Origin of the sequence: Ureibacillus galli (genome assembly GCF_014836845.1) — a bacterium.
Lineage (GTDB): Bacteria > Bacillota > Bacilli > Bacillales_A > Planococcaceae > Ureibacillus > Ureibacillus galli.
Genome location: NZ_JACSQA010000004.1, coordinates 128,647 through 148,773, shown reverse-complemented (window position 1 = coordinate 148,773; position 20,127 = coordinate 128,647). Strand labels below are relative to the sequence as shown.

The following is a 20,127-nucleotide window of genomic DNA, read 5'->3' as shown; positions in this document are numbered from 1 at the left end:
GTGCAATACCGAACTCGTTTTATCCAAGCTGCCTAATCGACTTTAACGTGTCTAACTTTTAGGGGTCACATCAAAATAAGGAAAGCGTCTTTTTTTATGTAAACTGAGGTTTTCAAAAGTTTTTACTTTAAAGAAAATGACTTCTCGGTTAAAAATCTAATGTTGTTAGCCCAAAAAAACATTAAAAAGATATAAATAAATAAATTTTGGACAATTTAAGACATAGCAACAATTAATCAACAAGGAGGCTTTTCGATTGGCTGATAACAAAAACGAACATAGCCAAAAATCGAAACCAAAGTTGAAGAAAGAAGAAATCACCATTGTTGACACAGGTTCCGCTCGTAAGGCGGTAGTGGCAACTGCTGTTGGTAATGGGATGGAATGGTTTGATTTTGGAATTTACTCTTATCTAGCTGCTACAATTGGACAAGTATTTTTCCCTAATGTCAGTGGTCCTATGCAATTAGTATTTTCTTTTGCAACATTTGCGGTTGCCTTTATTGCCCGCCCACTTGGTGGCATTTTCTTTGGGATGCTTGGGGATCGGTTAGGCCGTAAAAAAGTATTAGCAATCACCTTAATCATGATGGCTCTAGCCACGTTAAGTATTGGTTTAATCCCGAGCCATGCATCGATTGGCTACACTGCCACTGTGCTCCTACTCATTGCTCGTTTAGTTCAAGGCTTTTCGTCAGGGGGAGAATATTCGGGTGCGATGACGTTCATTGCCGAATCCACTCCCGATAAAAAAAGAGGATTTATGTCTAGTGCTCTTGAGGTTGGTACATTAGTTGGCTATATCGCCGGAGCTGGTCTAGTTACTTTACTAACCTATATTTTAGGACAGGAAACGATGTTAGATTGGGGTTGGCGTATTCCCTTTTTCTTATCGGCCCCAATTGGGTTAATTGGTTTTTATTTACGAAATAATTTAGAAGAAACGCCTGCTTTCGAGGCAATGAAGGAAGAAAAATCAGAAGAAGATGATGATGTTTCCGTAAAGGATATTTTAAAGTACCATTGGAGAGCAATCCTAATCGGTATGTTTGTTGTCTTCTTTTACATTGTAGTAAATTACACCGTTTTATCTTATATGCCATCCCACTTAACCGCTGTTCTTGGCTATGGAGAAACGGAAGGACTTTTATTAATTGTTATTGTAATGGTCATTATGATTCCAATTGTTCTGTTAATGGGTTATTTTAGTGACCGAATTGGAGCAAAGAAAATCATTCAAGGCGGTTTAATTGGGTTAATCGTTTTAAGTATACCTGCTTTTCATTTGATCGCTAGTGATAACACGATACTTGTATTTTTAGGATTAATGATTCTTGGAATATTTTCCGCTTCTTTTCAGGGAACAATGCCTTCGCTATTACCTTCCCTATTTTTTACGAATGTGCGAAACGGGGCACTGGCGATTACATTTAATATTTCTGCATCCTTGTTCGGTGGGACGACCCCTTTACTTGTATCTTGGTTAATTAGTAAAACGATGAATGAAATGATCCCTGCTTATTATCTTATTTTTGCATCGATTGTCGGAATTATTGTTGTAACGATCTTTCTAAAAGAAACTGCGGGAAAAGCGCTCCGAGGTTCACCGCCTGCAGTGGAAGAAAAAAAGGAAATAAAAGAAATTTTACAAGAACCGGAAGAAGCATTATGGTGGCACGATGAAAGGAAAGAAATTGAAGAGCGTATTGAAAATCGCTCGGAAGATGGAAAGTAAAATGATGGTACCCCGTTCTAAATTTAGGACGGGGTTTTTTCTTGTTTAAGTTATTATTGATTTTCTTTGAAATAAATTCAAAAGGACTTAGTTAGTCTTTTTAATCAAGACAAGTTTCACTTAAAAATATCATGAATACAATACTACGGATTGTTAATAAAAGGAGGTAAGATAATGGTTTATTACTCTTCTTATCGAACATCCTCGCCTCAGGGGGTTGATAGCAATTACCATACTGTAGATATTCCTATCAGATATCAATATAATCCTTGTCAAGGAGTCGGGTTTCCACCGTCTTATACTCCTACACCACCTATCAACGACCAAATAATTAATCCACAAACCTTAAGTGCATGTATAGGAAAATGGACATATTTCTGGACAGAAAATACTGGAGAAGGTTGGATGTACGTTAAAAGTGTTGACGAATCGAATGTTTACGGATGTGTGTGGATTTATATAGATCAATGGTTCTTACAATATAGATATATACCTATGAGGAATATTTATAATTATATTATTCATCAATAAATACATTTTTAAAGTAAAACAGTTTACTAGAATATCTTTTATGGAGGTTCATTTTCAAATGTATTATAACTTTGCTTCTAACTTTCCATACAATAATTCCGTGTTGCCCTGTGCATATAAGTTTCCCAATAATAATCAAAGGAAACCCATTGTAGAGTTAGATTTCATCCCAGCAGATACGCCATTTCAGTATCTTACTTTATTAGCGAGTGGTTCTAAAAAGTTAATCCGTACTTTTACTGATTGGAGAAATTTTGTAAAGGAAAATCCTCTACATATAGACTTAGAATTATTAAATCATTTTGGGAAAGAACTTCTTTTCCATGCAGATGGTGGTTTTGTCAGTGCAAACTATCAAGTTATTGGAAATTCATTGTCATTTGAACAATTTCGTAAACTGTTTGGTTACTTAGGCATCAGTATGAAATTCTTTGAAGATCATGTAGATTATATCTGTGAAGCGGGTGATTGTAAGTCATACTCAGGCTATATTTGTAATCCTAGTACATGTAGTAGATTAATAAATTTCGGTCAATACAATTCTAATGTTTGTGACTATTGTGTTGATCCATACGGAAGACCATATCCAATCGGAGGAGTGTCATGCTTTCCTAATGGGATTTATTATGAATGCTTAGAATGTGACCAATGGGTACCTACGAGTATTCCCTGTTCCCCACCTTCTTCTTTTAAATTTGGTATGTAGTATTTTAAAATAACTAATAAGGAAGCCTAATCAAAAAATATGATATAACCTAGCTTTAATATAAAGTTGACATTTTAATAAAACTATCATGACTGAACTAATTATTCCTTAATTAGTTCAGTGATTTTTTTAATACTTTTATTTTTATGTAAAAGAATAACAAATAGGTTTTTCAAAAACCCATAAACATTCCATCGCATGAATGTTTATGGGCTAATATTTGCATTTACTTCTTACTATCTCCATATAGAGATTCTTCTGCTAATTGGGCTAGTTCTAGCGCTTTTCTATTAATTTCTTGAATCGTAGCGGAAAATTCTTGAATTGAGCCTGATTGAGTATCTGTTAATGAATTAATCTCGGAAAAGGCTTGATTCAACGTTGTTAAAAGTTCGTGGATATCTTTTGTAATGACGTTAATTTGATTTACATTTTCCTTTGAATAGGTAGCAAGTTTACGAATTTCGTCGGCTACAACGGAAAAGCCTTTACCGACTTCCCCTGCTCTCGCTGCTTCAATGGCCGCATTTAATCCTAACAAGTTACTTTGGTCAGAAATTCCTTTTACAACGGAAGAGATTTCACTTATTTGTACGGCACTTGAGCTAACGTCTTTCATTTGTCCCGTAATGTCTGTTACACGACCGGATAGTTGGCTAACGGAATCGCTAATGCCTTCAATCGATGCAGCCGTTTGTTCAACAATGGCAGAGAAGCTTTCGGCCATTTCAAATAGCTTGTTCGCTTTTTCTAAACTTGTACCGATACCTACTCCACCGATGACTTTCCCGTTCCGATCCCGCAATGGAATCGCACGAGCAACTAATGGGAACCCGAATAACTCTTTCGGGACAATGGCCGATAAACTCGTGTTTTTTCGAATTGCATCTGTTACAATATCCCCTTCTACTAATGGATCACCAGGGGTTACATTTAACGAGAATGTTTTTCCAGGGATATTTAAAAGAAGTTTTTCAGTATCATAAATCCCTACCGTAATATCGTCTTGGATTAGGTCATTTAATAAAGGAGCTACTTTAAGAAAGGCATTAATTATTTCATGTTCTGACATATAAATCTCACTCTTTTCCTCTTAATATGGTAAAACTCTTTGACCGTAGTTCACCGAAATCCATTTTAAAGTCGTAAATTCTTCCAGACTCCATTCACCGTTTAAACGGCCTAAACCGGATTGTTTCTCTCCACCAAAGGCAACATTTGGTTCGTCATTGATTGTTAAATCATTAACGTGGATCATTCCTGTGTGTACTTTCTTCGCCATTTCCACTCCACGTTCAACGTTCGAAGTGTGGATCGCGCCACTTAAACCGAAACGGGTATTGTTGGCAATTTCGATTGCCTCTTCTTCCGTTTCAAATGGAATAACACAAACGACTGGTCCAAATAACTCTTCTTGCGCTACCGTCATATCCGGCGTTACATCCGTTAAAATCGTTGGCTCTAGCAATCTGCCATTCACATTTCCTTTTAGAAGTGGGGTTGCCCCTTCTTCTATTCCTTTTTCTACTAAAGCAACGAGACTGTTCACTTGGCGGTCGTTAATAATTGGTCCGATAATTGTTTCCGGATCTTTTGGATCGCCTACTTTCAACGAAGCAACTTTTTTCACATACTTTTCAATGAACTCGTGATAAATAGATGTTTGAACTAGAATTCGGTTAGCAGACATACAAATTTGCCCTTGATGCGTAAATCGGCTGAATGTAGCCGCATTCACCGCATATTCTAGATCAGCATCTTCTAATATAATAAAGGCACTGTTCCCGCCTAATTCGAGTAAAGGCTTTTTAAAGTTTTTCACAGCCAGTTGTCCAATATAACTTCCGACTTGGGTTGAACCAGTGAAGGAAATAATTCGAGGGATTGGATGTTCCACAAATGCATCACCAATTTCGTTAATATCCGTCACCACGACGTTAATTAACCCTTTAGGGACACCCGCTTCTTCGAAAATTTTCCCAATTAACGTTCCACCCATAATCGGTGTATCTTCATGGGGTTTTAACACGACACCGTTACCTGCACCAAGGGCTGGGGCAACTGATTTCATTGATAGGAAAAATGGAAAATTAAATGGACTAATGACGCCTACTACGCCAGCAGGAATTCGATATAAGCGATTTTCTACATCATCAATTGTAGAGGGTAAAATTTTCCCTTCCATTCTTAATGGAAATGTAGCCGCTTCTTTAATGATGTTTTTGACAAGACCAATTTCAAAGGCTGCTTTCAGTCTTGTTCCACCTAATTCGTCCATAATAATGGCCGTAATTTCTTCTTCATGGTCCTCAATATACTGAACCGCCTTTTCAAGAATATCCCGTTTTTTATACGGATTTACTTTATCCCATTCAAGCTTTGCTTTTGCAGCAGCTTGGTATGCTTCATCGATATCGGCAACATTTGCTAACTTGTAAGTTGTAATAATTTCATCATTGTAAGGATTCGTATTGTGTAACGTTCTACTACTTTGTCCGTCTTTCCATTCACCTGCTATAAATTGCTTTCCAAGATTTTGAATGTCCATGTTAAAACCTCCCGAATGAATTTCATTATCAATAACAATATCGACGAAAAGAGAAAATACTTTACCAAAACAGGAAAAAAATGATTGGCATTTAGGTCTATCCTATAAGGATTGAGTAGTTCTTTTGTCATCCTATTAAAAAATAAAAAATCACCCCATCCCTATCGAAATGATAGAGTTGAGGTGATTTGTATATTCTCAATCTAATTAGCTATGAGATAATTCTTTTCCGTTTAAACCAAGTACTTCTGCAGTAGATGATTGAACTTCTTGGATTAACTCTGGTTTGTCTGTTAAAGAAACGCCATAAGTCGGAATCATTTCTTTAATTTTCGGCTCCCATTGTTTCACGTGTTGAGGGAAGCATTTTTCGATTACTTCAAGCATTACGTGAACAGCTGTTGATGCACCAGGAGAAGCTCCTAGTAATGCAGCTACTGAACCGTCGGCAGCTGTTACAACTTCTGTACCGAATTGAAGTGTACCTTTACCGCCAGATTCTGTATCTTTAATTACTTGAACACGTTGACCCGCTACTACGATATCCCAATCTTCCAGTTTCGCATTTGGAATAAACTCGCGTAACTCTTCTAAACGTTGTTCGTTTGATAACAATACTTGCTGAATCAAGTATTTAGTTAACGACATTTCTTTCATACCTGCTGCTAGCATTGTAAATACATTGTTCGGTTTTACAGATGCGATTAAATCCATATAAGAACCTGTTTTCAAGAACTTCGGTGAGAAGCCTGCAAATGGTCCGAATAATAAAGATTTTTTGTTATCGATATAACGAGTATCAAGATGCGGTACAGACATTGGTGGTGCACCCACTTTTGCTTTACCGTAAACTTTCGCATGGTGTTGCTCTACGATTTCTTGGTTGTTACATACCATGAATAATCCACTTACAGGGAAACCACCGATATGTTTTGACTCAGGAATACCCGTCATTTGTAATAATGGTAAGCTTCCGCCACCAGCACCGATGAAGACGAATTTTGCTTTATGGTATTCCATACGGCAACCGTCAAGATCGTGTACTTTTACTTCCCACATACCATCTTTTGTACGTTTAAGATCTGAAACCGAATGTCTGTAGTTTACTTCTACGTTTTGGTTTTGTAAGTGATCAAATAACATACGTGTTAAATTACCGAAGTTTACGTCCGTACCAGAGTCAATTTTCGTTGCAGCAATCGGTTCTTCTGTCGTACGACCTTCCATAATAAGTGGAATCCATTGTTTTAGTTTTTCTGGATCTTCAGAGTATTCCATTCCTTGGAATAATGGATTGTTTGAAAGTGCTTCAAAACGTTTTTTCAAGAACTCTACATTTTTATCTCCCATTACTAAACTCATATGTGGGATTGGCATAATGAAGTCTTCAGGATTACTAATTAAGTTACTTTTTACAAGGTAAGACCAAAATTGTCTAGAAAGTTGGAACTGCTCATTAATTTTAATCGCTTTTGCAATATCGATAGAACCATCTGGTTTTTCCGTCGTGTAGTTAAGCTCACATAATGCAGAGTGCCCTGTTCCCGCATTATTCCATTCGTTCGAGCTTTCTTCACCTGGTTTATCCAGTGCTTCGAATACTTTAATTTCCCAATCTGGTGCTAACTCTTTAAGTAAAGCTCCCAAAGTCGCGCTCATGACTCCGGCACCAATTAAGATAACGTCTGTTTTTTCATATCTAGTACTCATAATAACCTTCCTTATCTCCCCTATATTTGCAAAAAAGATGTAGGCGCTTTCGCTTTGGTGTTACAATTCCTAGGAAACCTAGAGACTCACCTTTTCTGTATTTATTATAATCATACCATAGTCTATTATAAATATTATGGTTAAAATATCTACTATTATCTAACAATAATAATACTCCTTTTATGTCAAATAAGTAAGAGAAAATTCCTTCCACTATCCCCAAAGAACGCTTAAAAACCAAAGATTTAGACAGGTTTTACGAGAGGGGTCACATCACAATTACCCTTATATGCTACTTAACGTAATTGAATTTCTCGTATAGATTCATTCCTCATTGAAAGCGTTTTATTTAGGAGGAGGTTAAAATTTTTTTTAGAAGATGAAAAAAATTTTTTTAGCTAGGACCATTTATTTTCGATAGATTCCATCTTTCCCACAAACGTACAAATATTTTCCGCGCATGAATACATGACCTAATACTCGTTTGCCCGTTTCATCGACAAATTGAATTTTATTTTTGGAAGCAAAGGTCTTTCCTTTTAATCGATAACGGATAATCGTAGACAAATCTAATTGGCCGATGATTCCTTCTTCATCGACTAAAAATTGATGCATCATCGGGTTGCCTTCGACACGGTTACGTTGAACTTCTTTCATATCGGAAAGCTGAACGAACCAAAAATCATCATAATAATAGAAGTAAATTTCCTTGGAGCTCACGACATTCATCGCATAACAATCACAAATGTCATAGTTTTGGGCACCCCAAAGTTTTTGCCCGTCCATGGAATAAGCAATGAGTCCATCGCTTCCCATCGGTTCATCCCAGCCAAAATTACCAAATACCCCTTCATCAAAATAGCTGACCCAAATCGTGTCCGTTTCATCGATTTGAACTTGATTAATGCCATCTCCTAATGTAAAGGCACTGATTAATTGACCGTTTCGATTGTATCGCCGAGCATTCCTTTCAATAGTAGTCCCATCTTTTAAACAACGACCTTGAACGAGGAGGAGCGTTCCATCGGAAAATAGATCAACCTCCGTCGGCATAAGTGGCACATGAGGTAATATCACCGTTTCAATCGTTTCTCCGTTTATAATGCGAATCGTCCAATCATTTTTAGGGACCGGGCGATTGAAAAAATCCAATTCTTCCAAACTACTTTCAATGAGCAATAATGTTCCATCATGGGCGATTTGACCACCTACAAAGTTGAATTTTGAATCGTATTCCATCCACTTATGTACAGTTATCTTTTCCATATGAATTCATTCCTATCATTTTTTTTCGACTAGTTGATTCCTTTTCGGTCATCATAAGATTGTTCTGGGATTTCTAACGTCACGTCATTTATGCGAACTGTATCATCATCGATCCATTCGATTTCTGCGTTTTCTTCACGATATTGCCAATAAATTTTTTTCGATTTCCGATTTTCTTTATTAAAGATGAGTTCTCCAAGAACGGCATAGGAAGTCGTTGCCCCGAGTCTGATCGATAAGCATGAATGGTATAAGTGCCTTGAGGAGATGTGGATGCTGTGATGAAATCTTGTTTAAAACGGCTCCAATCAAAGAAAAGCCAGTAAACCCCATATCCGATTACCCCTGCCATCAACAAACAGATAGTAAGTAATACGAGGAGCACCCGTTTTAAGATTCGTTTTTTTGTTTGGTTTGCGTTCTTGTTTGCTGCCACGCCTATCACCTTTCGTTATGTAGTTTATGCAGTAGGCATATTTTTGGGCATGAAAAAGGGAGTAGTATGTGAAGAAAAAGTATTAGTCCTATTTGCGTATAAAGACGTTATCGAAAGATAGGAAGTTTCGAAAATTGGCTATTTTAACAATAAATAACAAACATCTTTGATGGAACAAAAAATCCCCTAGGAAACATAAGTTTCGCTAGGGTTTATGAGAGGGTTATTTATTTAGAAACAACACCATCATATCCTCATCGAGATATTGACCGTTATGGAGCAGTGCCCTTGGTTCTACTCCGTACGTTTCAAATCCGAGGGACCGATAAAGTTTTTTGGCGGATTCATTGGTTGAGACAACTTGTAGACGAATTTGTTCCAACCCTTCAAAATCCTTCGCTCGTGAAATGACTTCCTGTAATAGCGCCCTACCGACTCCTTGACCACGCGTCTCAGGTGCTACATACATCCCGTAAATCGTTCCTTTATGCTTTTCTTTCATACCCGTCTCTCGCACAAATCGTACAACGCCGAGCAACTCACCCTTTTCATCAAATGCTCCTAGTCCGTAACTATCCTCTGTAGTCCGAATACGTTCTTCCACCATCTCCTGTGTAAAGGCCACTTCCCGCTCATAAGTCGACCCAAAGGCTTCCGGATTTGTTTGCAATGCCCTTAAGCGCAAAGATTGATAGACTTGTGCATCTTCTTCTTTTAATATACGAATGTTCATCGTTGACCCTCCACTTTATATAACTCGTTTTTACTGGTTCCTTGCTTTAGTTGCTTCCTTAGAGATGGTCACCTTCCAAGAAACCATTGTCGTGCTATCTCTAACATTGTTATGTTGAATACCTTTCAACAACGATACTGTACTTTCCTCTTTTAATAAAGTCTCATAGATATCTGCTGGATTGGAATAGGGTTCGTTCGGACATTCGATTAGACCGTCCGTCGTAAGAAACAGATGATTGTCCCCTTTTCTTAACTCCTTTGTTCCAATCGTATAACAAGACACTGGTCGTTCAAACGTATTGACTTGCCCGATCCATTCATAAAAATGTCTTTGGTTTACTTGTAATTGTCCTAGTGCCACTAATTCAGGGTGAAATAAATAGAGGACACAATCCCCAACGGAAAACCACCAAATATATCGATCCTTCCTCGCTACAATTAAACAAGCCGTCTCTCCAGTAACGTTTTGGCAAGCAGCTAAAAACTCCTTTGATTGAAATAGACCGACAATCTTGTCTTCTAAACTTTTAAATGATTCGTTCGTTGGGAGGGATAAAATCGTTTCGATATGGGATTTCTCCTTATTGAGGTACGCTAAAACCAATTCGGCACTTTCCGCACTATTGTGGGCATCTAAAATCATCGTGAATTCCCAATCTTCCTCATTATTCAACCAAATGAGGCAGCCGTCCTCGTTTTTATATTGACCAGCATCGGAATTACCACCGTATCGACCTACTTCTATATGATCAAGTTGAATCACGCTCGGTTTGTCAACAAAAGATTCTTCACTACCGACCCAGCTAAAATGTTTTGTCATATTACTCATTGGGATGACTCTCGAGATAAGTTTTAATTCTTGTACAAAGTTGAATAACCTCTTCATCGTTCCCCATCGGTGCCTTTTCCCAATCATATACAGCGTTTGGTCCCCAATATTGTTTAGGGGTATTTGGATAACGAGGCACTAAGTGCATATGTAAATGAGGGACAGGATTTCCAGATACAAGGGAATAAATATGTTCCGCCTCTTCGCATTCCATTAATGCTTTACTCACTCGAGCCATTATCACTCCAAAGGCTTTCGCTTCTTCCATATTCATGTCCCCCAATGTGGGAACGTGCCGTTTTAAATCAATCATAAGATGACCTAGATAAGTAGGATTACCACTTTGGTCAATATGACCAACATAAACATATTCATCTTCATAAATTGGAATTCCGGAAGTTTGAATATGCCCCGCATGCTTTTTGCAAATAAAACAATCGTTCATAGCCATCCCTCTTTTTAAGGTATTTTTAAAGCGCAGTAACATCGTATAACTTTGAAGTTTTTATAGTTTAAGTTTCGTCCGTTCCATTTGCTGTTTCTTTCTCAACAAAACGCAAAAGCTGATAGATTAAGTTTGGCATTTCATCGAAGGCGCTTTTCATATGGAGCCGCTCTGAAATTTGATGGGCGTCCTTCCCATATGGCCCCACATTTAGCACAGGGGCATTGAATGTTGCAATGTGGTCAAAAGGAATATCGTATGTGCGTTTCCAAACGGGCGTATTCACTTCATATGCTTGCCAACCAGTGTCCTTGCTTAATTGGCAATAGCTTAAATCACTAATACCATTAAAATAATGTACTTGCTGTAATGGAATTTCATAAGGCTTCGATGCCTGTAATACGAAATCAATCGCTTTTTTCGCTAACGGATGATCGCTCGAATTAACCGCCGGATAAAATGGTGGAACGAATAGCACAACAACTGCCGGCGCTAATTCCTGGCAATGAATCATTAGTTTATCTGCAATGAAAAATGATTGGTCCCGCTCATCTAAATCTGCTTTCGCCATTATGTCTTCTATTAATTGTTCTACTTCATCGTCACCAAGCTTTTGCTTTGCATAGTTTAGTAGTTCACTATAGCGAATCGTACGTATTTGACCGATCGGATGGACGTTCATTTTTGCACACACTTCATCATAGCGGGCTTGACACTTCTCCATTGCCCGGACTGTCACTTGTTCAAATAAATCTAAAATTTCGGCAGCACTTCGCTTCATTAAAAAAACATTGTACATCGCCACTGCCCGGTAAGGCGTTTGGGTAGAATACTGCTCCTTCAAATCACGTAGTTTTAATGCAACAGGTAATGGTGTTTGCTCACTATAAACGGTTTCAACAAAGGCGTCGTTCCATTCCATTTCAGTTGCTAAAAAGGCGCTCATAAAAGGGGCACTTAGACCTTTTAAAGGCTCTCCCACATGGGTTTCCTTTCCGTAAAATAACGCAGCTGGCATCACCTTACCGATGGACCCGGTATAAATATATTCCTGCAAGTCATAAGGGTCTTGGGAAAAAGAAGGTTCACTATTTAAAAAGAGGCTAATTTCAAGATCATAATGATTGGATACTTTTGCAATATGCTTTGCGGCTTGACGCATTCCAGCTGAGTTTACCTCTTCATCGGGCACCGTTATTAAAAGCAAGTTCATATTCCATTGTTCTTCAATGGCACGCTCCAGCACTTGCATATGAAGGGCAAGTCCCATTTTCATATCCATGACACCGCGACCAAATAAGTAATCCCCTGTATCCAAATCCTTTTGCGCCTGTTCATTTAACATCCCCTTTGCCTCTTTAAATGCTTGAGTTAACTCTACTGGCAAAGTAGCCAGGGGCATAAGTGCACCATACTCTTCGATTTGAACTGTATCAAAATGGCTAATGAGTACCACAGTCTTTTTGGCCTTTGGATGCCTATACAACGCAGATACTACCTGTCTTCCCCCTTCCACCTCTACCGTTTGTAAATAGTCACGATTTACTTGGAAGTACGGAAGTAGTTGAAACTTGGCGTATAGTTTTTTAGAAAATTCTTGTTCTCCTTTTGTCAACGTCTGGCTCTCCCAGCTCACAAGTTCACATAATAAACCTTTTAACTTCTCCGGCGTATCCCATTTCATAGACAGTTCCTCCCCTCCGTTAATTTCAATTCAGCTATAGTAATAGTTAAACAAATGGTCTGGAAATACCTTTGGGAAGATGAAAATAAAAGATTTGCTCGAGGTAAATTTTGGTATTGATACCAGTGATATTTTCAATTATAATAAAAAGGAAACATATGTTCTTATTTTATTTGTGTAAATTAGATTTGAAAAACTTAATTTGGAGTGAAAAACCTAATGAAATTAACAGTAATCAATAGTGTGCGAACGAATAATTTTAATGATGATCTTTTGCTACAAAAGATTTCAGGATTGTGGAAGGACGCATCTAGTCGTCTAACGGGGCAAGATAGTATTGTCTACGGTGTCTATCATAACTACGAGAGTAACTATAAAGGTGATTACACATTAAGTATTGCACTAGAAGATAGCCAAAACCAACCTTCCCTCGAAATACCGAATAACGCAAAATATGAGATCTTTAATGTAGACACAGCAGATGAACAAGGCACTTTAAACACTTGGAAAACCATCTGGGAACGTGAGGAATCAGGTACACTGAACAGAGCGTACACTTACGATTTTGAGAAATATTATCCTAATGGAAAAATTGAGGTTTTTATTGCAATTAAATGATTTAAAGAGATATTTATGATGGGAAACCAATAAGACTTGGGTTCCCTCTATATTTTTACACAAACGAGCTATTTGTCATTTATGAGAATATGCTGATTTATAAACAATTCTATTTTATTAATGATAAAATACAGGAAACCCAATGTTAAAAGCATGGAGGAATCAATGAAAAAACAAGTTCATGTAGTCGGAGCGATTATCGAAAATGAAAAGAATGAAATCTTTTGTGCTTTAAGAAGTCCAAAAATATCCCTACCGAACTATTGGGAATTTCCTGCTGGAAAAATTGAAGATGGGGAAACTCCTGAAGAAGCATTGGCTCGTGAAATCCAAGAAGAGTTCAACTGTACGATTTCAGTTGGAGAAAAAGTGGAAGATACCACTTATGAGTACGATAAAATGGTTGTTAGACTCGAAACTTACAAGGCAAAACTCGTTGATGGACAACCTACCGTATCGGAACACGCTGATACAAAATGGGTTACACGTGAAGAAATTCGTTCCCTCAACTTTGCACCAGCAGATATTCCGGCGGTGGAGAAAATTGTAACCGAAAATAAAAACTAGCAACTCTAGTTTAACTGTAGTTCAGTTAGTGTTTATGTTTATAAACATTTTTTATATCTGTTTCCTGAACGTCTACAAATCATTTGTAATAACTTATTTTATTATTCTACCTTGTCCATTGCTAACATGAAATTCTTACATAAAAAATAATAAAATAATTCTTATTTTCCCCTTTATGCAGAAAGCATTATTATAAACATAAACCAATCAATTGTAATCAAATTAAACAAGATATAATAGAAATTCGTCTAAAAACGGAACTTTTTTTATTGACTCTCTCTGAACAATCCAGCATAATAACCCTATAAAAGTTAAATATTATTTTAACTAAATGGAGGGTTATGATTTTGTATACTATCAGCAAAGAAAAAGTAAGAGTACATATGAAAAGACATGGCATATCTACTCAAAAGCAGTTAGCTGAACAATTAGGGATAAGCAAAAATCAACTCTCTATGCTACTCTCTCCAAATTTTAATCCAATTAAATCTAATGCTATGAAACTATGTGAAGTTTTGGATGTAAACTTTGAAGACATCATTGAGACAGAGCAATTTGCATTACCATTAGATACAGCTACATTAGTAGATCAATCTCAGGATGAAGAAATAGATGTAACAGATTTTGAGGGTCATGATTATGTGGACGTAAAAGAAATAAGAGCTAACAAAGAATATTCAGTTGTTGAGCTATTCGCTGGAGCAGGAGGTCTAGCTCTTGGACTTGAGAAAGCAGGTTTTCATTCTAAAGGACTTGTAGAGCTTGATAGATACGCTTGTCAAACTCTTAGAAAAAATAGACCTAATTGGAATATAATTGAAAAGGATATTATAGATGTAGCTGAACAAGGAATTAGAAACTTTGTAGATTTAGGTATCGGTGAACTTGACCTTTTATCAGGAGGATATCCTTGCCAAGCTTTTAGCTATGCAGGAAAAAAAATGGGCTTATCTGATGCTAGGGGTACAATGTTTTACTACTATGCTGAGATACTAAAACAGTTACTACCTAAAATGTTCTTAGCTGAAAATGTTAGAGGCTTAGTAAATCATGATAATGGTAGGACATTATCCCTTATGCTAAAAGTATTTTCCGATATTGGATATTCAGTTAAGTGGAAAGTATTAAAAGCATTAGATTATGATGTAGCTCAAAAGAGAGAGAGAATTGTTATCATAGGGATTAGAAATGATTTAGTTGATAAACACAATTTTAACTACTGTTTCCCTCAGCCTTATGGGTATGAGCTGACTCTTAGAGATATCTTGAAAGATGTACCTAAATCAGAGGGGGCTAAATATCCTGAATCTAAAAAGAGAGTTTTAGATCTTGTACCTCCAGGAGGGTATTGGAGAGACCTTCCTAATGAGATAGCTAAGGAGTACATGGGAGCTAGTTATTATTCAGGGGGAGGTAGAACAGGAATGGCGAGAAGGTTATCATGGGATGAGCCTTCGTTAACTTTAACTACCTCACCTGCTCAGAAACAGACTGAAAGATGTCATCCTGATGAAACTAGACCTTTTACTGTAAGAGAGTATGCCAGAATACAAAGTTTCCCTGATAGTTGGGAATTTGATTGTTCAATGCTTAATGCTTATAAACAAATAGGGAATGCAGTTCCTGTAAATATGGCTAAGGCAGTGGGGTTATCAATTGTTAATATATTAAATAAGATAAATTAATTGAAGATGAGGAATAAAAGAATTTTATAACTAAAAAATAAAAAAGGGATGGATGCTATAAATGCATCCCCCATTAACCCTATTATACATCACCTAATCAAGCTGTTCAAAGACTTTTTTAGGTTTTAAACTTTCCTCAATTTCTTTAGCTAGTTCTTTAATTACAGTTTCAATCATTTCTGATCCATCAACCTCTGAGGCAACATCCCCAATAGCATCGGTTAGCTTTTGATAAAAATCTATTTCTCCTGTTAGTCTGTACCAAAATTCTTGACCAATAATAACTGGATACTCTTCATTAATTTTTTTATAATGATTACTTAAATTTTCCGGAGTTCCATAAAAAACCCCTACAATTAAATCATCAAAACTAATATTTAATTTGTTAGTTCTTGCAAGGTTTTTTATACCTTGAAAATGACCTTTAATTGTTTCAATATCATCCTTATTAATAGTATTTGGACCTGCCTTAATTTGACAGTATTTTTTCCTACCATCTATTTTATCAAAAAATTCAATATCAATACCCGATGTAGTGGACGCAAATCCCTCTAATACCTCACTACAAAATTTCTGTAATTTGTCTCCAAAAATTGTATTAATAGAAGTACCCAATACCCTTGGGTAAACTAAAGCTCTAGCAATACTCTCAGAATCATCATTTCCTGTTAAAAAACTGGCTTTGTACTTATCCAAAAAAGGATTAAGATTAAATTCTTTTAGCCTAGTAAGTTTAAGAGTATTGGCTTTATGGCTTGGGACTATTTCTTCTTTAAAAAAATCTTTTGCCTTTTTAATAATCTGTTTTAATTCATCCTCATTTAATTTAAATTGGCTCATACTCGACTCCTTCCCTATGAAATAAGACATAGTTCAATGTTATCACTCTATTCCTCTGATTAAAAGCTATACCTGGTACGAAAAATAAACTTATTGATTATAATTTGTTCTAATAGATTTTAAAAACTTCAAAAATTACCGTTTTATAACAAAACTTTTAGCGTAATAAGTTTCATTGCCTAATAATGTAGTCCCGTTATTAATTAAATGATATTCTATTATTTTAGATAACACCGCTGTAATGACATTGTTTTAGTCTTATATTAATTTACAACAATTAAAAAGGGCTACTCTTAAAATAAACAAAGGTCTCCTTATATAAGTTAAATAATGAAAAAAATAGACAAACTCGTTATAACACGAGCATGTCTATAATTATAAGTTATCATTTACTTGAATATCTTCTAACAATTTAATAATACCTAATTTAGCTAATTTTTCAAGTAGTTTTTAAATCTGGCCAGACAACTTTTGCTACATCAAACAATTCTTTTTGTCGTTCCTCAATTGTTGTAATTGTCCATTCTCTATATGAACATAATTTTTTAGTCATTTCAATTTTAGAGTTTTTATAAACCTCTTTCTTCTTTTCAAATACTTTATTCTTTATAGACTTATTATATTCATCAGCAAGTAATGTTAAGTTACCTAGTCTATTTAAATATTTTTGATGTACATCCTCATGTACTTTCCAATCTCCAATCTTTTTAGGCATAATATGCTCTAAATGAATCTCCATATTACTTGGATTCACTATCATTTCTCTTTGTTGATAATTACAGATTCTTCTTAATATAAATTTTGCAACGGGAACACTCTTAATTGTTGCAACAGAAAAGTAATTTTCAAACTCATCATCTGTTACCAACTCAGTTTTTAGAGATTTAATAATATCTTCATAACTCGAATTATTTATAAAAATATTCTTAGCAATTTTAGCAAATAACATCTCATACCTATTTGCGACTCTTCCCGCGATTACACAATTTCGGACTATAAAACTCTCAATTGAAGTAATAACTTTTTTAATTTCACTTTCTTGGAACTTAACATTCATGGCGAGCATTATTGGATAATATGTACTTGCATTTAACGTTTTTAAGTTTGAAATAATTATTTCAATATCTTTGTCATTAAAGTAATTTTCATTTTCTGGATCTATAAGCATTTTATAGATTTCAATACTTTCAACCAAATCTTTTGTAAAGCTTAAACAATCACTTGGTGTTTTAATAGTATCTTTTAAATTTTTATATAAATCCCTTTCTCGGACAAAATCATGCCTAGAATTCCAAAAAGTTCTAATATATTTTGTTAAATCTAAACCTTCAGCCTTTTCCTGCATTTTAAGCCATTCATTTTTAACTTCCTCTATTAAATTCGCTGATGTTCTAAATAAATGATTTTTTAGTAAATCGGAGGTCTCTAGCTTTTTCCCTCTTGCATTTAAAGTTTCAAAAATAATAAACGCTTCATTCATATCATCAGTTTCAACACACATTACATTAAATTTATCTTTAAAACCATTATAAAATTCCACTAGTCTTTCATATTTTTGAGTATTATCTAAATTTTCCAATTCAAATGAAAGTTGCTCATATAAGAAATCATACGCTTCCTTTATTCTTATGTGAGATGCTTCAGTTGGTTCTTCTACTAGAGGTATTCCTCTTTGAATAAAATCTCTAAAAAAGAGGTTGTCAATTTTCCCTAAATGGAATCTCAATTCATTTTCTTCTTCGCTCCATCTACCCATTATTTTCAAGCGAATATCTTCAAATTTATTTAATGCTCCTTCTTTTTTCGTTTGAGTATACAACTCATCAAATAACTGTCTAACAACTGCCAAAAAAATAATAGAAGTTGAGCTTCTTTGTTGTCCATCTATAACATACTTCTTTTTTTCTTCTATATCATCGTGTATTACAACTTGACCAAAAAAGTGGCTTTCTCGATTATTTTCGACTAAATCAACTAAATCAAGCCAAAAATCTTTTACCTGCGCATCTTTTTCCCAAGAGTACTCACGTTGATATTCTGGTATGTAAAATTTGTCACTTACTAAATACTGTTCTATTGTATAAAAATTAAATTTTTTTATCGTCAAAATATTCACCATCCATTATAAGTATCTAAATAAAAGGTATATTAAAAATATTATTAATAGTTTAGCTATATTACTTTAGATTTCTACTAAAGTTTGTATTTGTGTAATATCGTAGTAATAACTTAAATACTCTAAAAAATACCGCTTTAACTCATCTTTATCTAACATTGGAGACATAATAATAGGGTAACTTTTATTAAACTCAAAAATAACAAACCTTCCTACTCGTGGATCCTTCCCAAGATCTTCACGATCTTTAATTTTTGCTTTCATTACTTTAGATAAATTTAATTCATCGATTAAATCTAAAATGTTCAGCAAAAATTTGTCATTACGGAAAATCTCATATTTAATAATGTAGTTATACATATCGAGATTATCAAAAATTAGTTCATAATAATAATTTCTTTTAGAATCATCTAAAACTAAATCATTAACATATTGAGCACCTAGGACACATTTGTAAATGTAATTTTCCCAATTAAAGTCTTTAACAACAATATTTTTAAATTCTTTAAAAGATTCTTTAATTATGGGGTATTCTTGAAGTAAAAAATCGCGTTTATGTACTACAAGCAGCGTATGCCAAAATACTTCTTCAAAATGTATATCACGAGCTGTATACAAATAATATTCCGAAAGGACATTAAATGCTTTTAAAAATAGACTTTTCTTTTCACTCTCACTACCCTTACCCATATAAATCGGAAAATCAGGGGCTTCAGAAATGTATACAATCTCATCAGAAAAGTACTCATCTTTATATTTAATTTGATCATCTATAAAATCTTTATAAAACTGCTCATCATTTTTATAACCTTTTTTTAATAATCTAACTTCCATTTGAACTTAGCCCCTTTACTGCTGCTACATACTTTTCTATAATTCTATCGGAAATTGCGTAGATTACTTCATCAATTGTATCCATACTTAATTCTTGAATCATTTTTTTCTTCATCAAATTATATAATTTTAAATCTAATAAATCATTAGGTGGTTCCATCTGTTCAATATCCACTGAGTCATCTTCATCTGGTTGATTACTAATAAACCGTTGCAAAGCTTTTTGAAGACCCATGTATATATATGGATTATTTAATGTGTTATTCATTGGTAATGTATTAAATTGTGATTCTTCATTTTTATAATGAATAATAATCGTTTCACTACCTAATTCAATCTTAATATCTGAAGATAAATGGGGATTTAACTTCTTTTCAAATAAATCTAATGGCTTTGTACTACTTCCTTCAAATAATACAACATTTGAAAAACCTAATAGAGAGTTTTCCGGTACAATTATCTCTTCTTTAAATTCATTATAAAAGTCGTTTAAATCATTATTATTTTTAAATTCCACATCTACTTTTGCTTGAATATGCAATTGTATTGATGATCTATTGCTTAGGGATATTCTTGTTTTTGGGACTTCGATATACTTCATTTTATTATCTAATCTATAGAACTTATTATCTTTAGATTGAATTATTAAAAAAAGTTCCGCATTCCCCTTTTCGATCAATTGATTTATAAATTCTGAATCAATCTCATAGTCTATATCAAACCTATAGTGGTGAACATTTTCTTGGAGCTGAACATCTAATATAAAATTACTATTTTTATAACTAGATGACGTATTAGTTAATATCGGGTATGGGAAATTTGCGTCCTTTTTATAGATCATG

The 20,127-nt window shown here is 34.9% G+C and carries 18 protein-coding genes and 1 pseudogene; 6 read left to right on the top strand and 13 right to left on the bottom strand.

The window, feature by feature from the left end; all coding sequences use genetic code 11:
- Positions 1 to 256 precede the first annotated feature (256 nt).
- The 3 genes from H9636_RS05245 to H9636_RS05235 all read left to right on the top strand — a co-directional run bounded on the left by H9636_RS05245 (position 257) and on the right by H9636_RS05235 (position 2,972).
- The gene (locus H9636_RS05245; protein WP_191706572.1) at positions 257 to 1,735 is read left to right on the top strand and encodes an MFS transporter; all 1,479 of its coding nucleotides are present in this window, start codon (positions 257 to 259) and stop codon (positions 1,733 to 1,735) included.
- Positions 1,736 to 1,909: 174 nt separating this feature from the next.
- Complete coding sequence (locus H9636_RS05240; RefSeq protein WP_191706571.1) at positions 1,910 to 2,266, top strand: hypothetical protein; 357 nt, start codon at positions 1,910 to 1,912, stop codon at positions 2,264 to 2,266.
- Between the two features lie 58 nt (positions 2,267 to 2,324).
- Positions 2,325 to 2,972: a hypothetical protein gene (locus H9636_RS05235; protein WP_191706570.1), complete on the top strand. Its 648-nt coding sequence runs from the start codon at positions 2,325 to 2,327 to the stop codon at positions 2,970 to 2,972.
- 226 nt (positions 2,973 to 3,198) lie between these two features.
- Here H9636_RS05235 and H9636_RS05230 read toward each other — a convergent pair whose 3' ends face one another.
- From H9636_RS05230 to H9636_RS05190, 9 genes and pseudogenes are all read right to left on the bottom strand, one after another.
- Complete coding sequence (locus H9636_RS05230) at positions 3,199 to 4,044, bottom strand: methyl-accepting chemotaxis protein (RefSeq protein WP_191706569.1); 846 nt, start codon at positions 4,042 to 4,044, stop codon at positions 3,199 to 3,201.
- A 21-nt stretch (positions 4,045 to 4,065) separates the two neighbouring features.
- The gene (locus H9636_RS05225; protein ID WP_191706568.1) at positions 4,066 to 5,520 is read right to left on the bottom strand and encodes an aldehyde dehydrogenase family protein; all 1,455 of its coding nucleotides are present in this window, start codon (positions 5,518 to 5,520) and stop codon (positions 4,066 to 4,068) included.
- A 207-nt stretch (positions 5,521 to 5,727) separates the two neighbouring features.
- Positions 5,728 to 7,230, bottom strand: a complete 1,503-nt coding sequence (locus tag H9636_RS05220) for a malate:quinone oxidoreductase (protein ID WP_191706567.1) — start codon at positions 7,228 to 7,230, stop codon at positions 5,728 to 5,730.
- A gap of 408 nt (positions 7,231 to 7,638) precedes the next feature.
- Positions 7,639 to 8,496 (bottom strand): hypothetical protein, encoded by an 858-nt coding sequence (locus H9636_RS05215; protein WP_225230083.1) that lies wholly within the window; start codon positions 8,494 to 8,496, stop codon positions 7,639 to 7,641.
- A 29-nt stretch (positions 8,497 to 8,525) separates the two neighbouring features.
- Positions 8,526 to 8,848, bottom strand: a pseudogene (locus H9636_RS05210) (DUF5412 family protein).
- Between the two features lie 307 nt (positions 8,849 to 9,155).
- Complete coding sequence (locus H9636_RS05205; protein ID WP_191706566.1) at positions 9,156 to 9,665, bottom strand: GNAT family N-acetyltransferase; 510 nt, start codon at positions 9,663 to 9,665, stop codon at positions 9,156 to 9,158.
- 30 nt (positions 9,666 to 9,695) lie between these two features.
- Entirely contained in the window at positions 9,696 to 10,496 is an 801-nt protein-coding gene (locus tag H9636_RS05200; protein ID WP_191706565.1) for a protein phosphatase 2C domain-containing protein, read from the bottom strand.
- Positions 10,489 to 10,941 carry an HIT family protein gene (locus H9636_RS05195; RefSeq protein WP_191706564.1) on the bottom strand — a complete coding sequence of 151 codons (453 nt, stop codon included), beginning with the start codon at positions 10,939 to 10,941 and terminating at the stop codon, positions 10,489 to 10,491. The genes H9636_RS05200 and H9636_RS05195 overlap by 8 nt, the downstream gene beginning before the upstream one ends.
- A gap of 67 nt (positions 10,942 to 11,008) precedes the next feature.
- Positions 11,009 to 12,625 carry a M20/M25/M40 family metallo-hydrolase gene (locus H9636_RS05190; protein ID WP_191706563.1) on the bottom strand — a complete coding sequence of 539 codons (1,617 nt, stop codon included), beginning with the start codon at positions 12,623 to 12,625 and terminating at the stop codon, positions 11,009 to 11,011.
- A gap of 219 nt (positions 12,626 to 12,844) precedes the next feature.
- Here H9636_RS05190 and H9636_RS05185 point away from each other — a divergent pair, with 219 nt between their 5' ends.
- The 3 genes from H9636_RS05185 (at position 12,845) to dcm (ending at position 15,495) form a co-directional block, all read left to right on the top strand.
- Positions 12,845 to 13,243, top strand: a complete 399-nt coding sequence (locus H9636_RS05185; protein ID WP_191706562.1) for a GyrI-like domain-containing protein — start codon at positions 12,845 to 12,847, stop codon at positions 13,241 to 13,243.
- Between the two features lie 165 nt (positions 13,244 to 13,408).
- Positions 13,409 to 13,810, top strand: coding sequence for a (deoxy)nucleoside triphosphate pyrophosphohydrolase (locus tag H9636_RS05180; protein WP_191706561.1), 402 nt, complete (start codon positions 13,409 to 13,411; stop codon positions 13,808 to 13,810).
- Positions 13,811 to 14,151: 341 nt separating this feature from the next.
- Positions 14,152 to 15,495, top strand: a complete 1,344-nt coding sequence (gene dcm / locus H9636_RS05175) for a DNA (cytosine-5-)-methyltransferase (protein ID WP_225230082.1) — start codon at positions 14,152 to 14,154, stop codon at positions 15,493 to 15,495.
- 93 nt (positions 15,496 to 15,588) lie between these two features.
- Here the strand turns inward: dcm and H9636_RS05170 are convergent, their stop codons facing one another.
- The 4 genes from H9636_RS05170 to H9636_RS05155 form a co-directional block, all read right to left on the bottom strand.
- On the bottom strand, positions 15,589 to 16,335 hold the full coding sequence (locus H9636_RS05170) for a PmeII family type II restriction endonuclease (protein ID WP_191706560.1): 747 nt from the start codon (positions 16,333 to 16,335) through the stop codon (positions 15,589 to 15,591).
- Between the two features lie 439 nt (positions 16,336 to 16,774).
- The gene (locus H9636_RS05165) at positions 16,775 to 18,442 is read right to left on the bottom strand and encodes a DUF262 domain-containing protein (RefSeq protein ID WP_225230081.1); all 1,668 of its coding nucleotides are present in this window, start codon (positions 18,440 to 18,442) and stop codon (positions 16,775 to 16,777) included.
- Positions 18,443 to 18,517: 75 nt separating this feature from the next.
- A complete protein-coding gene (locus H9636_RS05160) occupies positions 18,518 to 19,285 on the bottom strand; it encodes a hypothetical protein (protein WP_191706558.1) in 768 nt (255 codons plus the stop codon).
- Positions 19,275 to 20,126 (bottom strand): hypothetical protein, encoded by an 852-nt coding sequence (locus H9636_RS05155; RefSeq protein ID WP_191706557.1) that lies wholly within the window; start codon positions 20,124 to 20,126, stop codon positions 19,275 to 19,277. Before H9636_RS05155 ends, H9636_RS05160 begins: the two co-directional genes overlap by 11 nt.
- Position 20,127: the final 1 nt, after the last annotated feature.

What these genes read in the sequence shown, in the direction of transcription:
- H9636_RS05240 (WP_191706571.1), top strand. Translation starts at nt 1,910, where the DNA reads ATGGTTTATTACTCTTCTTATCGAACATCCTCGCCTCAGGGGGTTGAT.
- H9636_RS05235 (WP_191706570.1), top strand. Translation starts at nt 2,325, where the DNA reads ATGTATTATAACTTTGCTTCTAACTTTCCATACAATAATTCCGTGTTG.
- H9636_RS05230 (WP_191706569.1), bottom strand. Translation starts at nt 4,044, where the DNA reads ATGTCAGAACATGAAATAATTAATGCCTTTCTTAAAGTAGCTCCTTTA.
- H9636_RS05225 (WP_191706568.1), bottom strand. Translation starts at nt 5,520, where the DNA reads ATGGACATTCAAAATCTTGGAAAGCAATTTATAGCAGGTGAATGGAAA.
- H9636_RS05220 (WP_191706567.1), bottom strand. Translation starts at nt 7,230, where the DNA reads ATGAGTACTAGATATGAAAAAACAGACGTTATCTTAATTGGTGCCGGA.
- H9636_RS05215 (WP_225230083.1), bottom strand. Translation starts at nt 8,496, where the DNA reads ATGGAAAAGATAACTGTACATAAGTGGATGGAATACGATTCAAAATTC.
- H9636_RS05205 (WP_191706566.1), bottom strand. Translation starts at nt 9,665, where the DNA reads ATGAACATTCGTATATTAAAAGAAGAAGATGCACAAGTCTATCAATCT.
- H9636_RS05200 (WP_191706565.1), bottom strand. Translation starts at nt 10,496, where the DNA reads ATGAGTAATATGACAAAACATTTTAGCTGGGTCGGTAGTGAAGAATCT.
- H9636_RS05195 (WP_191706564.1), bottom strand. Translation starts at nt 10,941, where the DNA reads ATGAACGATTGTTTTATTTGCAAAAAGCATGCGGGGCATATTCAAACT.
- H9636_RS05190 (WP_191706563.1), bottom strand. Translation starts at nt 12,625, where the DNA reads ATGAAATGGGATACGCCGGAGAAGTTAAAAGGTTTATTATGTGAACTT.
- H9636_RS05185 (WP_191706562.1), top strand. Translation starts at nt 12,845, where the DNA reads ATGAAATTAACAGTAATCAATAGTGTGCGAACGAATAATTTTAATGAT.
- H9636_RS05180 (WP_191706561.1), top strand. Translation starts at nt 13,409, where the DNA reads ATGAAAAAACAAGTTCATGTAGTCGGAGCGATTATCGAAAATGAAAAG.
- dcm (WP_225230082.1), top strand. Translation starts at nt 14,152, where the DNA reads ATGATTTTGTATACTATCAGCAAAGAAAAAGTAAGAGTACATATGAAA.
- H9636_RS05170 (WP_191706560.1), bottom strand. Translation starts at nt 16,335, where the DNA reads ATGAGCCAATTTAAATTAAATGAGGATGAATTAAAACAGATTATTAAA.
- H9636_RS05160 (WP_191706558.1), bottom strand. Translation starts at nt 19,285, where the DNA reads ATGGAAGTTAGATTATTAAAAAAAGGTTATAAAAATGATGAGCAGTTT.
- H9636_RS05155 (WP_191706557.1), bottom strand. Translation starts at nt 20,126, where the DNA reads ATGATCTATAAAAAGGACGCAAATTTCCCATACCCGATATTAACTAAT.